General features: G+C 64.9%; 17 protein-coding genes. 11 read left to right on the top strand and 6 right to left on the bottom strand.

What is annotated here, in order from left to right; genetic code table 11:
* The 8 genes from APY03_RS44075 to APY03_RS18795 form a co-directional block, all read left to right on the top strand.
* A partial coding sequence (locus APY03_RS44075) for a TraG/VirB4 family ATPase (RefSeq protein WP_443082831.1) occupies positions 1 to 1,412 on the top strand: 1,412 nt, incomplete at its 5' end.
* A complete protein-coding gene (gene trbJ / locus APY03_RS18825; RefSeq protein ID WP_068678972.1) occupies positions 1,409 to 2,137 on the top strand; it encodes a P-type conjugative transfer protein TrbJ in 729 nt (242 codons plus the stop codon). The genes APY03_RS44075 and trbJ, both read left to right, overlap by 4 nt.
* 13 nt (positions 2,138 to 2,150) lie before the next feature.
* Positions 2,151 to 2,435: an EexN family lipoprotein gene (locus APY03_RS18820; RefSeq protein ID WP_068678970.1), complete on the top strand. Its 285-nt coding sequence runs from the start codon at positions 2,151 to 2,153 to the stop codon at positions 2,433 to 2,435.
* A 4-nt stretch (positions 2,436 to 2,439) separates the two neighbouring features.
* A complete protein-coding gene (gene trbL / locus APY03_RS18815) occupies positions 2,440 to 3,813 on the top strand; it encodes a P-type conjugative transfer protein TrbL (protein ID WP_068678968.1) in 1,374 nt (457 codons plus the stop codon).
* 22 nt (positions 3,814 to 3,835) lie between these two features.
* The gene (gene trbF / locus APY03_RS18810; protein WP_068678966.1) at positions 3,836 to 4,543 is read left to right on the top strand and encodes a conjugal transfer protein TrbF; all 708 of its coding nucleotides are present in this window, start codon (positions 3,836 to 3,838) and stop codon (positions 4,541 to 4,543) included.
* Positions 4,540 to 5,568, top strand: coding sequence for a P-type conjugative transfer protein TrbG (trbG, locus tag APY03_RS18805; RefSeq protein ID WP_068678964.1), 1,029 nt, complete (start codon positions 4,540 to 4,542; stop codon positions 5,566 to 5,568). Before trbF ends, trbG begins: the two co-directional genes overlap by 4 nt.
* Complete coding sequence (locus APY03_RS18800) at positions 5,565 to 6,833, top strand: TrbI/VirB10 family protein (protein WP_068678962.1); 1,269 nt, start codon at positions 5,565 to 5,567, stop codon at positions 6,831 to 6,833. Before trbG ends, APY03_RS18800 begins: the two co-directional genes overlap by 4 nt.
* A complete protein-coding gene (locus APY03_RS18795; RefSeq protein WP_068678960.1) occupies positions 6,830 to 7,090 on the top strand; it encodes a DUF2274 domain-containing protein in 261 nt (86 codons plus the stop codon). The genes APY03_RS18800 and APY03_RS18795 overlap by 4 nt, the downstream gene beginning before the upstream one ends.
* Before the next feature lie 167 nt (positions 7,091 to 7,257).
* Here APY03_RS18795 and APY03_RS18790 read toward each other — a convergent pair whose 3' ends face one another.
* Genes APY03_RS18790 through APY03_RS18770 form a run of 5 tightly spaced genes read right to left on the bottom strand, consistent with a single transcriptional unit; the run spans position 7,258 to position 11,656 of the window.
* A complete protein-coding gene (locus tag APY03_RS18790) occupies positions 7,258 to 8,700 on the bottom strand; it encodes an SMODS domain-containing nucleotidyltransferase (protein WP_068678958.1) in 1,443 nt (480 codons plus the stop codon).
* 14 nt (positions 8,701 to 8,714) lie between these two features.
* Positions 8,715 to 9,623, bottom strand: coding sequence for an S-4TM family putative pore-forming effector (locus APY03_RS18785; RefSeq protein WP_068678956.1), 909 nt, complete (start codon positions 9,621 to 9,623; stop codon positions 8,715 to 8,717).
* A gap of 57 nt (positions 9,624 to 9,680) precedes the next feature.
* Positions 9,681 to 10,088: a hypothetical protein gene (locus APY03_RS18780; protein WP_232081166.1), complete on the bottom strand. Its 408-nt coding sequence runs from the start codon at positions 10,086 to 10,088 to the stop codon at positions 9,681 to 9,683.
* 47 nt (positions 10,089 to 10,135) lie between these two features.
* A complete protein-coding gene (locus APY03_RS18775; protein WP_083944465.1) occupies positions 10,136 to 11,395 on the bottom strand; it encodes a nucleotidyltransferase domain-containing protein in 1,260 nt (419 codons plus the stop codon).
* A gap of 57 nt (positions 11,396 to 11,452) precedes the next feature.
* Positions 11,453 to 11,656, bottom strand: a complete 204-nt coding sequence (locus APY03_RS18770; RefSeq protein WP_068678952.1) for a hypothetical protein — start codon at positions 11,654 to 11,656, stop codon at positions 11,453 to 11,455.
* A gap of 135 nt (positions 11,657 to 11,791) precedes the next feature.
* Between APY03_RS18770 and APY03_RS18765 the strand changes: the two genes are divergently transcribed.
* From APY03_RS18765 to APY03_RS18755, 3 genes are all read left to right on the top strand, one after another.
* Positions 11,792 to 12,118 carry a helix-turn-helix domain-containing protein gene (locus APY03_RS18765; protein WP_068678951.1) on the top strand — a complete coding sequence of 109 codons (327 nt, stop codon included), beginning with the start codon at positions 11,792 to 11,794 and terminating at the stop codon, positions 12,116 to 12,118.
* A complete protein-coding gene (locus tag APY03_RS18760) occupies positions 12,115 to 12,981 on the top strand; it encodes an ImmA/IrrE family metallo-endopeptidase (RefSeq protein WP_068678949.1) in 867 nt (288 codons plus the stop codon). The genes APY03_RS18765 and APY03_RS18760 overlap by 4 nt, the downstream gene beginning before the upstream one ends.
* Positions 12,982 to 13,353: 372 nt before the next feature.
* Positions 13,354 to 13,608 carry an ATP-binding protein gene (locus tag APY03_RS18755; RefSeq protein ID WP_102905676.1) on the top strand — a complete coding sequence of 85 codons (255 nt, stop codon included), beginning with the start codon at positions 13,354 to 13,356 and terminating at the stop codon, positions 13,606 to 13,608.
* A gap of 40 nt (positions 13,609 to 13,648) precedes the next feature.
* Here the strand turns inward: APY03_RS18755 and APY03_RS18750 are convergent, their stop codons facing one another.
* The gene (locus APY03_RS18750) at positions 13,649 to 13,975 is read right to left on the bottom strand and encodes an ArsR/SmtB family transcription factor (protein WP_068678945.1); all 327 of its coding nucleotides are present in this window, start codon (positions 13,973 to 13,975) and stop codon (positions 13,649 to 13,651) included.

Below are 13,975 nucleotides of genomic sequence, written 5' to 3'. Positions count from 1 at the left end.
CCGCCGATGAGAAGCTGCGGCAGGTGGAGCGGGCGATCCAGGGCCGAGGGTTCGTGACCATCCCGGAGACGCTGAACGTCGTCGAGGCCTGGCTGTCCTCCATCCCGGGCAACGCCTATGCCAACGTGCGACAACCGATCGTCTCGACCTTGGGATTGGCGCACATGATGCCGGTGTCCGCCGTCTGGGCGGGGCAGGAGCGCAATGCGCACCTGGACTGTCCGCCGCTGATCGTGACGCGCACCGATGGTGCGACGCCGTTCCGGCTCGTGACGCATATCGGCGACGTGGGCAACACGCTGGTCGTCGGCCCGATCGGCATGGGCAAGTCGGTGCTCCTGGCGACGATGGCGCTGCAATTCCGCCGCTACCCGGACTCTCGCATCTTCGCGTTCGACTGGGGGCGGTCGATCCGCGCGACGGTCCTGGGCCTGGGCGGTGAGCACTACGACCTGGGCCGGGCCGACGAGTCGAGTGGCGAGAACGCCATCGCCTTCCAGCCTCTGGCCCGTATCGACCGCCAGGGCTACCGCACCTGGGCAGCCGAGTGGATTGAGGGTCGGCTGATCCAGGAGGGTATGGCCGTCGGGCCGGAGGAACGCGAAGCGGTCTGGTCCGCGCTCGGTAGCCTGGCCAGCGCACCGGTGGAGCAGCGCACCCTGACCGGCCTGTCGGTGCTGCTGCAGTCCAACGCGCTGCGGCAGGCGCTCGCGCCCTATGTGCTGGGTGGGGCGCACGGCAGCTTGCTGGACGCCGACCACGACCGGCTGGGCAGTGCGGACGTGCAGGGCTTCGAGATGGAGGAACTTATGCACAGCAAGGCCGCCGCGCTGGCGGTGCTGCGCTACCTGTTCGCGCGTTTCGAGGAGCGGCTGGATGGCGCGCCCACGCTGTTGATCCTTGACGAGGCGTGGCTGTTCCTTGATGACCCGGCGTTTGCGGCGCGCATTCGCCAGTGGCTCAAGACGCTGCGCAAGAAGAACGTCAGCGTCGTCTTCGCCACGCAGAGCCTGGCGGACATCCAGGGCTCGGCCATCGCGCCGGCGATCGTGGAGAGTTGTGCAAGCCGCATCTTCCTGCCCAACCCGCAGGCCGCGGAGCCGCAGATCCGCACGATCTACGAGAGCTTCGGGCTCAACGCACGGCAGATCGAGATCGTCGCGCAGGCGCAGCCCAAACAGGACTACTACTACCAGTCGCGTCTGGGCAACCGTGTGTTCGACCTGGACCTCGGGCCGGTGGCGCTGGCTTTCGCGGGCGCCTCGACTCCCGAGCACCAGCGCGACATCGATGCCGTGCTCGTGGCGCACGGCGCACAGGATTTCGCGGTCCATTGGCTTCGCCACTGCGGTCTGGAGTGGGCCGCTGACCTCATTCCATCGTTTCCTTCACCTCAGGAGATTCAGCCATGAAGAAGACCTTGCTGGCCGCTGCCGCGGCCCTGCTCACCGGTCTAGCACCCGGCGCACATGCGCAATGGGTGGTGATCGACCCGACCAACCTAGCGCAGAACATTCTGACGGCGGCCAACACGCTGGAGCAGATCAACAATCAGATCAAGCAGTTGCAGAACCAGGCGCAGTCGCTGATGAACCAGGCGAAGAACCTAACGAGCCTGGATTTCAGCGCACTGTCCGAGCTGCGGGCCACGCTGTCGGCGACCAACCAGCTGATCCAGCAGGCACAGGGGCTCGCCTTCAACGTCTCGCAGATGGAGACCGAGTTCCGGAGCCTCTACCCGGATTCGTACGGCGCCGCGACCTCGGGCATGCAGATGGCGCTGGATGCACGCAGGCGGTGGTCCCACTCCCTCGAAGCGCTGCGCACTGCCACCAAGGTCCAGTCGCAGGCGGTGCAGAACTTCGCCGCCGACGAGCGCACGCTGACGGATCTCGTGAACCGCAGCCAGTCGGCCGTGGGCGCGCTGCAGGCGACGCAGGCGACGAACCAACTGCTCGCGTTGCAGTCGCGCCAGGCGATGCAGGCGCAGCAACTGCAGATCACCCAGGACCGTGCCGCGGCACTGGAACTGGCACGCCAGGTCGCGGTGCAGGAGCGGGCCCGCGAGGTGCGCCGGCGCTTCCACGGCGAGGGCACGCCGTACACGCCCGTCAACGTCAACTTCTACGGCAACTGAAAGGAACAGCTCCATGCAAAGAACCCTGCTCCTCTGCCTTTGCGCGGTCGCGCTGGCCGCCTGCGAGAAGAAGCCTCTGCCCATCGAGAGCGTCGAATCCCTGGTCGCCAATCCCCAGCGCCTGCGGGAATTGCGCGAGGCCTGCAAGGCGGACCATGCCGAGGTCGGAGATGCGCAGTGCAATTCCGTGGCCGAGGCCACGCGGCGGCGCTTTCTTGACGGCGGCCGCTCCCCCTATGCCGCCGATCCGGTGACGCTGCCAGCGCCGCCGGCCGCAGAGTCGGCGCCCAAGGAATGATGTCATGAACGACGTGGGCGTCATCGACCGCTTCCTGGACGTCCTCTCGCGCTACATCGATTCGGGCTTCGGCCTGCTCGGCGGCGAGATCGCATTCCTGACGGCCACGCTGGTGCTGATCGACATGACGCTTGCCGGCCTGTTCTGGGCGATGAGCCACGCCGGCGGCGGTGGCGGAGACGAGGTGATTGCCAAGCTCATCAAGAAGGTGCTCTACGTTGGAGCCTTCGCCTACATCATCGGCAACTTCAACACGCTGGCTGGCATCGTCTTCCGATCGTTCGCGGGCCTGGGCCTGACCGCCTCGGGCTCTGCGCTGACGCAGGCACAGCTGCTGCAGCCGGGCCGGCTCGCGCAGGTCGGCATCGATGCCGGGCGGCCGATCATGACGCAGATCGGCGACCTGACGGGCTTCCCAGAGGTGTTCGCCAATCTCGACCTGATCGCGGTGCTGGGCTTGGCCTGGCTCGTGGTCATCGTGAGCTTCTTCGTGCTCGCGGTCCAGCTCTTCGTGACGCTGATCGAGTTCAAGCTGACGACGCTCGCCGGCTTCGTCCTAGTGCCCTTCGCGCTGTGGAACAAGACGTCGTTCCTCGCCGAACGGGTGCTGGGCAACGTGGTGTCGTCTGGCATCAAGGTGCTGGTGCTGGCCGCAATCGTCGGCATCGGCACGGGTCTGTTCGGCGAGTTCACGACGCCGCCGGGCACCGAGCCGAGCATCGACCACGCGCTCACCATCATGCTCGCCTCGCTCGCGCTGTTCGGCTTGGGCATCTTCGGGCCGGGTATCGCCACCGGACTGGTGTCCGGTGCACCGCAACTCAGTGCTGGCGCGGCGGCCGGGACGCTGATCGGCGGAGCAGGGCTCGCGGTTGCCGGTGGCGCCGCCGTTGCGGGCGCAGGCGCGGCGGTCGCGGCCGGTGCGCGCATGGCGCCTGGGGCGGCGCGCGGTGTGATCGGCGGCGCAGCGGCTGCAGGCCGCTCGGCCAGCACGCTCGCCGGTGGCGCTCGCTCGGATTATGAAGCCGGTGCTGCGGCTTCGGGAGGCAGCGGCCTGCGCGCCGCTGGCGCGGGCCTGGCCAATGTCGCGCGCAGCGGCGCCGGAGCAGTCGGTGATCGCGTTGCGTCGGGCGCCAAGGCCGTTCGCGAGCGCGTCGCGAACTTCGTTGCCGAGGCGGCCGCGCCTCCGTCTGCCGCTTCCACGGCCAGCGCGGTAGCGACCGATGCGCCGGCTGCATCCACGGCGCCGCCCGCCTGGGCGCAGCGGCTCCAACGTCACCAGCGCATCGCACACGGCGCGACCGCTGCCGCCCACACGCTGCGCTCGGGCGACAGCGGTGGCAGCGGTGCCAGTCCCAGTCTGCGGGATGACGGTTAAGGACAGCCAAGGAGAACCCTTCATGAGATTCACACGACCCCCGGTGCGCTACGCAGATACGCCGGCGCCCGTCACCCCCTACCAGGCCGCCGCGCAGGCGTGGGACGAGCGAATCGGCTCTGCCCGCGTGCAGGCGAAGAACTGGCGCCTGATGGCCTTCGGCTGCCTCACCCTGGCGCTGTTGATGGCCGGCGGCCTCGTCTGGCGCTCCGCGCAGTCCATCGTCACCCCCTATGTGATCGAGGTCGACCAGGCGGGTCAGGTGCGCACAGTCGGCGAGGCCGCCACGCCGTACCGGCCCGGTGATGCGCAGATCGCGCACCACCTTGCGCGCTTCATCAACGATGTGCGGTCCCTCTCCATCGACCCCATCGTCGTGCGGCGCAACTGGCTCGAAGCCTACGACTACGCCACCGACCGGGGCGCCGCCACGCTCAACGACTACGCGCGCACCAACGATCCGTTCTCGCGAATCGGCCAGAACTCGGTGGCCGTGGAAGTTACCAGCGTCGTGCGCGCCAGCGATTCGTCGTTCCAGGTGCGCTGGATCGAGCGCGGCTACGTCAACGGCGCACCGGCCACCACCGAGCGCTGGACCGCGGTGCTGTCCATCGTGCTGCAGCCGCCGCGCACCGAGGAACGGCTGCGCAAGAACCCCCTGGGCATCTACGTCAACGGGCTGTCGTGGAGCCGTGAACTCGATGCAAACGAAGGAGTAAAGAAGCCATGAACCAACCGATCTCCCATTTGCGCCTTTACGTGTTGCCGGCAATGCTGGTCGCCGGTTTTTCTGGCTGCGCGACGCAGGGCAAGCCGCCGCCCACGATCACGCTGGACGAACCGGTGCAGGCGCAGCGCCTGCCCGAGCCACCCGCGCCGGTCGAAGTGGTGGAGGTTGCCAAGCCCTTGCCGCTGCCGGCGCAGATGAAGACGCTGCCGGCTGCAGATGCCCCGCCGCCTGCGCCCGAGCCTGCCGACGAGAAGCTGCGCGTGTCCAAGGCCAACGACGAGGCCCGCATCGCGCCTTCACGCGAGGGCTACGTCAACGCAATCCAGGTCTGGCCCTTCACCGACGGCGCGCTGTACCAGGTCTATACGAGCCCTGGCCGTGTCACCGTTGTTGCGCTGCAGGAGGGCGAGGAACTGGTGACGGTCTCGGCCGGCGACACCGTGCGCTGGATCGTGGGCGACACGACCAGCGGCACCGGGTCGGCGCAGCGCGTGAACGTGATGGTCAAGCCCACGCGTACGGGGCTGAAGACCAACATGGTCATCACGACCAACCGGCGCACCTATCTGGTCGAGTTGACCTCGACGCCACAGGCCTGGATGGCCTCGGTTTCCTGGGACTACCCGAAAGATCGCATGCTGGCGCTGCAGAAGCAGGCGCGCGAAGCGCAAGCGGCCGCGCCCGTCGATGCGGGCCTGTCGCTGGAAAACATTCGCTTCCGCTATGCGATCGGCGGCGACAGCCCGCCGTGGAAGCCGCTGCGCGCCTTCGACGATGGACAAAAGGTCTACATCCAGTTCCCTGGCGGCATCGCGCAGGGCGAGCTACCGCCGCTGTTCGTCACCGGGAAGCAAGGCGATGGCCAGCTCGTGAACTACCGCTTCCGCGCGCCGTACTACGTGGTGGATCGACTGTTCGGCGCGGCTGAGCTGCGCCTGGGCGGCTACAAGGGCGGCAAGGCCGAGGTGGTGCGCATCGAGCGCACCGACGGTGTGGTGCGCGCAGGTGGGGGCAGCGGATCATGAGCGAAGCTGCCGCTGTTCCGCCGAAGGCCGATCCTGAGACGATGGCGTTGCGCGCATCGCCGCGACCGGTCGTTCGGCTGAATCGCCGCATGCTGGCGGTCATCGCCGGCGCGCTGTCCACCATGGTGCTCGGCGCGACGCTGTGGTCGCTGCAGCCGCACAAGCGCGAGCGCAATGCAGCCGCCGAGCTGTACAACGTCGATCGCGTGGCCAAGGCCGAGAGCCTGGACCAGTTGCCCAAGGACTACGCCGGGCTACCGGCACGGCCTGCCGTACCCCAACTGGGCGAGCCGCTGCCGGGCGACCTGGGACCGGCCATCGTGAAGTCGCAGCAGCCGATGGAGACGCGCGTGCCGGGCGGCGGTGTCGACCCGGCGCATGCGGCGCAGCTGGCGGCGGAGGAGGCGGCACGCTCGGGGGTGTTTTTCCGTGCGTCCGGCGGCGCCGGGGCCAAGCCTGCCCAGGCTGCGCCTGCCGGCGTGGCCCGCGCCGCGCAGCCCTTCGATGCGCTGGCCGGCGCCCTGGCGCCCGCAGCGGCAGCGCAGCCGGCCGATCCCACTGCCGTGCAGAACCGCCAGGACCAGAAAGAAGGCTTCATTGCCAAGACAGGCGACACCGCCATGCGCAACCCCGGCGGCTTGCTACTGCCGGCATCGCCGTACCAAGTCATGGCGGGCACCATCATCCCGGCTGCGTTGGTGACGGGCATCAGCTCTGATCTGCCGGGGCAGGTCATCGGCAATGTGACCGAGGCGGTCTACGACACCGCCACGGGCCGCTACCTGCTGATCCCGCAGGGCTCGCGCCTGATCGGCCGCTACGACAGCCAAGTGGCCTTCGGACAGCGGCGCGTGCTGCTGGTGTGGACGAGGCTGATCCTGCCGGACACGTCTTCGGTGGCGCTCGACCGTTTGCCGGGCATCGATCCGGCCGGCTACGCAGGTCTCGAAGATGGCGTCGATTGGCATTGGGACCGCATCCTCGCGGGCGCCGCGCTGTCCACGCTGCTGGGTGTCGGAGCCGAACTGGCCGCTCCAGAGACCCGCACGAACAGCGGCGGTACCGGCGACCGCGTGATCATCGCCGGCCGTGAAAGTGCGCAGGACACGGTGAACCAAGTCGGGCAGGAGATCACCAAGCGCAACCTCAGCGTTCAGCCGACGCTCACCATCCGGCCTGGCTTTCCGATGCGCGTGATGGTCAACAAGGATCTGATCCTGCGCCCCTATCAGCCCTTGTTCTTCCAGCGGGGCTTATCGCAATGAGCACGAACAAGCTGCGGCTCGGGCCGTTGCCCAGGAGCGAGCCAGTCAAGCTCACCGTCACCCTGTCGGCGGAGCTGAAGGCGACGCTGGACCGCTATGCGGCGCTGCATGCGCAGACCTACGGCGAGCGGGTGGACGCGGCGGCACTGGTGCCACACATGCTGGAGGCCTTCATGGCGCGCGATCGGGCCTTCAGGAAGACAGGCGAAAAACTGAATGCTCTGCCGGCCCCGCCCAAACCGATTGCCGAGGCATGAAGCTAGCGAGTACCCGCTGCTGTCCCTCGGGCAACCGTCCCGGTGTCGAACAGGCTGTCCTGCATCCCGTTCATCGGAAATCTCTGCTCGCGGTGGACAGGGCCCACCACGGCGTCAGGTCCACCAGCCTTGATCAACCGCATCAAAACCGACAGTACTCCACGCCGCTATTCGATCACCACGTAGAACGGATCACTCTTTCCGAGAAGGGAATCGTCGGCTTTGCGAATGAGGAAGGCCTCGACCATATGTACGCCCCGATACGACAACTGCTCCCACCGAACCAATGGCTCATCTGAACGGTAATAGTCACCACGCAGCGCATTGGCCTGCCGCGCGACCTCGTCTGTGTTCGTTACGCGCCAGTCGACCTTATAGGTTTCGGGGAAAGGAAGTCCAAGATTGTTGCTCGCATTGAAGCGGACCCAGTATCCCGGCTGCGTAGGCGCGAGCGACGCAAGCGGGCGAACTTGCTGCCCATAGCGAGAGGTCCAGAGTTGCGCCGTGACATTCACTGTCAACCTCGTGCCGGAAGCCGCCCGCCATCGCGGGCGGCGCATGTGGGGCAAACGTTCGAAGCCGCTTGGCAGGGCTGCTCGGCCAATCTTCTTCACCAGCGCCACCAGATCGGCGACACCAGCCGACACCGGACTGCCCCGGACGACGGACAGCGCAGCTTCGCTGACTTTGGTGGCCTTCTCTACAGCTTCCCGAGCAGCGAAGTCCTCACCGAACACACGCTGCCACTTCCCGATGCTTTCCTCTTTGTCTGGCTCGTCGTAGGCGTCATCGATCCAGCCACGGTACAGATTGATCTTCGAGCGGAAGTTCAAGTACTTGGCGGCGTCCCAGGCAGTGCTTTGGATTTCCTCGAACAGCACGGGATTACGCACCGTGGGCTTGAGTGGATTGGCCTGCAGCCAATCATCGAGCCGATCGATCAACGTCTTGAGCGTCGTGGGAACATCCTCGAACCCCGCGCCACCCTTGTCGGAGGCGTACACATGCTTGCCGAGCAGCGTCGTCAGCAGGAACGAGGGACAGGTGAAGTTGGTCTTGATATCCCTGAGGTACTTCAGCAACCGCGTGGCTTTGCGGAAGTTGTTGTTCCCGCAGATGCTGTTGCGTTCGATCAACCAGTCTGTGTAGTCGAGCGGGTTCGATTTTTCGAACAGATTGGCGTCGCGATTGCACACCTCCCAGACACCCGTGTAAAGGCGCTCCTTTACGCAAGGCGCCACGTCGATCTTGCGCTCGCCGGCGTATTCGATGGTGATGCAATGCGAGTAGCGCCTGATCTTGTCCTTGTACAGACCGAGCTTGCCCATCTCCGCATACAGATCGTTGATGTAGTCCTTTGCTTCCCAGCCTGCGACGGGCTTCACGTAGACCAGCAGATCCGCATCGAACGGATCACCAGGCAGCGGTTTGATGATGGTCTTGTGAGCCCAAGACCCTTGCGCGGCGAAGCCAACGATGGACGGCTTCCAGTCCAGCCCTCGCACCGCCGTCTTGATGGCTTCGATGCTGCTTTCGAGCTGATCGAAGCGCGTGCTGTTGAGGTTGACTGTGTCGTTCAGGAAGGCGTTGAAGTCTTGAATCAGCTTCATTCGTCTACCCGCCTTTAGCGCACGTTGCCAACGGTGCGCAGCTCACTCACCAACTGGTCGGCACCAGCGTTCATTTGCTCTTCCATACGCCTGCGCAAGAGGTTGTAGACCCAATCGAAGATCAATGGGCTGGAGGCGCGGTGGTTGAAGATGGCGTCTTGCAGCTCGCGCGAACGCATGCTGATCTCCTGTTCCGTGGCGCCGCTGCGTGCGCGATCAAGGAGCTTCTTGACCTCGTCGTTCAACCGGTCCAGCAACTCAATGGTCGCGGCCTGCCGGTTGCATTCCCTGAGCGCCCAGATCATCACCGGCGTCATCGGAGCCAGCGTGGAGAGGACGAAGGTCGTCATCGTGTGATCGATGGCAAGTGATACGACCCCAGCTCCTGCGATCAGCACTACGCAGCCTGTCAACAGAACGCGTCTGTAGCGCTTGCGCAAAGCGCTGTCGTACCAGAGATTTGTGCGCTGGCACACCAGTCTTGCCGAATGGAGCGGCAGCTCCTTGACGGCGAGCGGATACCAGTTGATCAGCCGTTGCTCGTCCTTGTCACTGAGCTTCCTGCATGCGTCGGCAAAGACGTCTTCAGGGTCAATGCGATTGCCGACGAGGAAGGTGTTCCAGTCCATCCGCAACACCGTGCAGTCGAAATCCTCCTGCAGCTTCGCTGCGTTCTTGAGCTGCGTACGGTGCCAGCGATCGAGAAGCAGAACCTCAAGGAAACTGAACATCAGGGCGGCAAACGCAATGAACGGCTTCGACGGGAGGAGCAGCGCTGACACGATCAGGCCGACGATCGGGAACACGAGCGAGATGATCAGGCCCACCGCCTGGACATTCTTGGCCCGCCGGTAGATCAGCGTCCTTGCACGCAGCAAGTGGAGCATGCGCGTCTCCACCTGCTTCCTATCGATTTCATTCATGCTGTTCTCTGCTCCTTGCGTCATTGCTGTCGTTTTGTGATCCTGGTCGTCGCTGCCTCAAGCCCAGCGCTTTCTGCGTAACTGCGGATGCTCGCCACCGCCAGCCCAAACCCCTGTGGTCAACCAGTCCTCGAAGTGCCACAGCCACTCCGCAGTCCAGGCGATGTAGGTATCGACCAGCTTCATCTGCGGCAGCCACTCACGCTGCTTCGGCCACCAGAGACACAGCTTGGTGCCAGGGCCGTTGTTCGGGTAGATGTGAGGCAGCACAGATTCATCGGTCAGGGTCGTCAGGGCAGGACTCAGCACGAACATCTCCGGCGGGCGGGAATCGGGTGTCAGGCGCAGTTCGCACTCATAGACGCGACCGAAGTCGCTCGGCGCCAGACAGAATCGATAGCGCAAGGCTCGGCCCGGCAGAAACACCAGCCGGGCGCCATCGAGAGGCAGGGCGCGTAGCTCCATGGCTCGCTGGGCCAAGGTCGGTACGGGCGGAGCCGGGTAAGGTGTCATCAGCGGCCGAAATACGTATGGGGTCGCGCTGCGACGCTGACCGGCGCGGCTGCCGCCGACGAGATCAGCGTCACCCGGCCCGCAACGCGGCTGTTCTGGCGCCGCTGGGTCTGGTCCTGCTGGATGGCGCCCGCGCAGCGAGGTCCGAATGCGCCCTCCAGCGCCTTGATCAGGACATCCATCCCCTCATGGTTTTCGATGGCGTGCAGGATGCGCTTCAGATCACCGATCAGGCGGTGGTGCCACGAGAAAAATGCCTCCTGTCGAGCCGGAGAATTCATGCCGCCGGCCAGGTTGTCCCGCGGCGCGGATGGGTTGGGCAAGACCCATTCTTCGGAACCGTCGGCCCGGGAAATCCGCTCGAAGTGCAGCGGCATCCGTTCCACGATATCGAGGAGCAACTCCAAGGGACTCTCGTGCGGCTGCGGCGCCTCCACCGCGTAGGCCATCGCGGCCAGCGTCGTCAGGAAGACAGAAGATGGTGCCATGTCCTGGCTTCCGAGCGCAACGCCGAACGCCACATTGCGATGCAGCTTCAACAGTTGCACCAGCCGGCACAGCAGCCGGTCGAACACCTCCTGCGCATCAGGAAGTGGCGTCACTTCCGCGCGCGTCACCGAATCCATCGCCTCCGCAAAGCGCACTGCGCCGGTGAAATTCGGTGAGATCGCGGCGGCGAGATCGAAATGCTTTGCGTACCCGCGCGGGTTCGTCGAGTCGAAAAGCCGTAGCTCGCGGTCAGGGATGAGGCCGTGCGTCTCGCCGAACGGCGCGGCCAACAACGGAGAGTCAATGACCGGCGCGATGTCAGCGCACATCCCTTCGGAGTACTCCAGCGTTGCACAACGCTCCCAGCGGCGCAGCCGGAGGCCATGCGCATCGGCGTAGCGGGCCAAAACGCGATGCAGGCGATCGAGAAGCACGACTGGTCCGTGCTCGCCGTCGTATTTGTGACGCGCCCCGGACGCCAGGCGCGCGATCAGATCGATGTCGAAGCCCTCCCGCGAGCCATCACGGGGCCGCACGATGGTGCCCAACTGCCGGGAACCGTGGGCATGGATCTGGATGAGATCGCCCTGGAACTCCGGGCATGCCGAGAGGAACTCGCCGGTGCTGTTGTAGGAGCGCTCCAGGGCCATCAATTGGGTGGCGGTGGGCTCATTGGCCCTGGCGATGACGTCCACCAAGTGGAAGAAACGCGCCGACGACCGCATGGAGATGTGGGGGCGCTGGGGGAGAGTCACAGGTTCGCGGATCACGGGGTCTCCTTGAAATTCTTGTCGATGGCTTTCTGCCGCACTTGGACCCGCCCCGGCTCAGCGCTTGTGCTTGGTGGGGTCCACCAGCTTGTAGCCTTGGCCCGGCCGCGGCGTCGGCGGCAGCGGCTTTCCCTTCACGCCGGTCACTTCATTGCCGGTGCCCGGGTTCTGGTACTGGCCGGACTTCGGTGCCGGCGTACCGGGCTTCAACGTCTTGCTCATGGTCGTCCCCTTCAGGATCGGTTGGTTGATTTGTGACATCCCGACTTCCTTGTTCCCAGCTGGCTGTGTTACCAAATCGGGATTGCGCAAAAAGTTCGGAACTATCACAATAAAAATTGTGGACTCCCGAACTTCCGGAGTCAAGTACTTTTTTTATCGGAACTCCGAACAAGCATGCCAACACTGGGCGAGAAGATCCGCACATTGCGGAAGAAAGCAGGCTTGACGTTGGAACAGTTCGCCGAGCAGATCGGTGCGTCCAAGTCATCCGTATGGGAACTAGAGAACAAGGAAAAGGCCCGCCCGTCCGCCGACCGGATCAATGAGGTGGCGAAGGTCCTGGGCGTGACACCCGAGTTCCTGATGAACGACGACGTCGCAGAGCCCTCGATCGACGTTGCCGACGAGGCCTTCTTCCGCAAGTATCAGTCGCTGGACAGCGGGGTGAAGCAGCAGTTGCAGGAAATCCTCAGCGTCCTCGACAAGAAGGCCGGCCCTTGAAAGAGGGGCTTTCCCCATCGGGCGAGGCAATCAAGCTGGCGAAGCTGTGGCGCGCCGTCCACGGGCTAACGTTTCCGATCAACGCCGGAGCGCTGGCGCAGGAATGGTCTAGGAACGTGGCGCCCGAGGCGCCCATTGGGGAGTTGCAAGCCCGAGAGTTGAAAGGCTTCGAGGGCGGGTTGTTCTGGCTGAAGGAGCGAAAAGTCTGGGCGTTGCTGTACCACCCGCACCCCGAACTGCCAGGACGGTCCAACTTCACCGTTGCGCACGAGTTTGGGCACTACGTCCTCCATCGCAAGCTGCAGGATGCGTTCCAGTGCTCCCAGAGCGCGACACTGGGGATCACCGGGGCCAGGATCGAGCGCGAGGCAGACCAGTTCGCGTCGTACCTACTCATGCCGATCGACGACTACACCCAGCAGGTGCGTGGGCGTCGGATCACTCTTGACCTCTTGGGCGAGTGCGCCGACCGTTATGGTGTTTCACTCACGGCCGCAATGCTCAAATGGTTGGAGTTCACCGATCAGCCAGCCGTCGCCGTTATGGGACGGGAAGGGATGCTGCACTGGTGGAAGGCCAGTGGCAGCGCGAAGAGATACACGTTTGGAACGCTGCAGGAGGGCATGGAATTGCCTTCGGGCTCGCTCACTGTGAGCCCAGACCAAGCGCTTTCAACCGCAGACTATCGCTTGGGCGTAGAGCACCCCGAAGGCGTCTGGCCCATCAGGCTGCCTGTGCGCGAGATGGTTGTGCTCTCAGACCGGTACGACATGTCCATCTCGCTATTGGTGTTGGACGCACCAGGGGTGGAGCACCCGGACGAGCCGGACGAGAACATGACGACCGAGCTACCCAGGTTCTAACTGGTGTGCAAAGGGGTTTGTGACGCGAAGGACTAGAGGCCGATCCAGACTGCCGTTACGTGCGCCCACGCGTTTTGTCGAGTGCAGGAGTGTCCAGCCAGCGCAGGCTGGTCTTCGCCAACTGCTGCGTTGGCAAGAGGCGAGTGGATCCTGCAGCTGTTTTGGAGTCCAACCACAGCGCACATTCGTTGTATTTTTGCGTCCGTACCCCGGCCCGTACCCTGGAAAATTTGTAACCTCCCCGAGGGCGCGTGGCTGCTGGCTCCGCGCGATTTTTTCGATTCCGCCCCAGGCCACCATCTTCCAAACCCGCATGAAACTGAGTTTCTGCGGGTTTTCCTTTTGGGCATTCCAGCCATCTCGTTCTGCTCCATGTACGGCACCGTGAAGTTCGAGGTCCTGGACCGCGGCCCAGACATGAGCGAGGAAGACTGCGCGATGGCGACGCGCCGGTTCTGGCGCCGCAGCAAGGCGGCCGGCGGCAGCGGCCTCGGGCTGGCCATCGTGCAGGCGATCGCCCTGCGCCATGGAGGCAGCGTCCGCCTGTCGCCCCGTCCGGGAGGCGGCCTGCGGGCCGAACCGGAGTTGCCTGCTGCCGCCTGGCGACACTGCGGCGCCTGCTTTTGACGGCCGCCATTGCCGTACGAACACCCAGCCGATGGATGTCTTACTCCGCTGGACAGTAGAGGCGGTACAGGACCACCAGGATTTCCAGCAGGTTGGGGTCCGCCACGCTGTAGTAGATGTTCTTTCCCTCGCGGCGCGTGGCCACCACACCTTGGCTGCGCAGCACGCCGAGCTGCTGCGACAGCGTCGGCTGATGGATGTCCAACTGTTCCTCGAGTTCGCCGACGCTGAACTCGCCCTGCGAGAGCTGGCACAGCAGTAGCAGCCTTTCCGGGTTGGCCAGCACTTTCAGCGCGGCGATGGCGTTCTCGGCTGCGCAGCGCAGCCGCTGCGGGTCGATCACGAGATCACTTGGGTCTTCGTTCAT

Origin of the sequence: Variovorax sp. WDL1, from assembly GCF_001541225.1 — a bacterium.
In the GTDB taxonomy this organism is placed as follows: Bacteria; Pseudomonadota; Gammaproteobacteria; order Burkholderiales; family Burkholderiaceae_C; genus Variovorax.
This window is presented reverse-complemented; position numbering and strand designations above follow the sequence as displayed.

Excerpts from the sequence above, each read along its gene's own strand:
- APY03_RS18765 (WP_068678951.1), top strand. The coding sequence starts at position 11,792 with ATGCCAACACTGGGCGAGAAGATCCGCACATTGCGGAAGAAAGCAGGC.
- APY03_RS18795 (WP_068678960.1), top strand. The coding sequence starts at position 6,830 with ATGAGCACGAACAAGCTGCGGCTCGGGCCGTTGCCCAGGAGCGAGCCA.
- trbL (WP_068678968.1), top strand. The coding sequence starts at position 2,440 with ATGAACGACGTGGGCGTCATCGACCGCTTCCTGGACGTCCTCTCGCGC.
- APY03_RS18750 (WP_068678945.1), bottom strand. The coding sequence starts at position 13,975 with ATGAACGAAGACCCAAGTGATCTCGTGATCGACCCGCAGCGGCTGCGC.
- APY03_RS18770 (WP_068678952.1), bottom strand. The coding sequence starts at position 11,656 with ATGTCACAAATCAACCAACCGATCCTGAAGGGGACGACCATGAGCAAG.
- APY03_RS18790 (WP_068678958.1), bottom strand. The coding sequence starts at position 8,700 with ATGAAGCTGATTCAAGACTTCAACGCCTTCCTGAACGACACAGTCAAC.
- APY03_RS18800 (WP_068678962.1), top strand. The coding sequence starts at position 5,565 with ATGAGCGAAGCTGCCGCTGTTCCGCCGAAGGCCGATCCTGAGACGATG.
- APY03_RS18780 (WP_232081166.1), bottom strand. The coding sequence starts at position 10,088 with ATGGAGCTACGCGCCCTGCCTCTCGATGGCGCCCGGCTGGTGTTTCTG.
- trbF (WP_068678966.1), top strand. The coding sequence starts at position 3,836 with ATGAGATTCACACGACCCCCGGTGCGCTACGCAGATACGCCGGCGCCC.
- trbJ (WP_068678972.1), top strand. The coding sequence starts at position 1,409 with ATGAAGAAGACCTTGCTGGCCGCTGCCGCGGCCCTGCTCACCGGTCTA.
- APY03_RS18755 (WP_102905676.1), top strand. The coding sequence starts at position 13,354 with ATGTACGGCACCGTGAAGTTCGAGGTCCTGGACCGCGGCCCAGACATG.
- trbG (WP_068678964.1), top strand. The coding sequence starts at position 4,540 with ATGAACCAACCGATCTCCCATTTGCGCCTTTACGTGTTGCCGGCAATG.
- APY03_RS18785 (WP_068678956.1), bottom strand. The coding sequence starts at position 9,623 with ATGAATGAAATCGATAGGAAGCAGGTGGAGACGCGCATGCTCCACTTG.
- APY03_RS18820 (WP_068678970.1), top strand. The coding sequence starts at position 2,151 with ATGCAAAGAACCCTGCTCCTCTGCCTTTGCGCGGTCGCGCTGGCCGCC.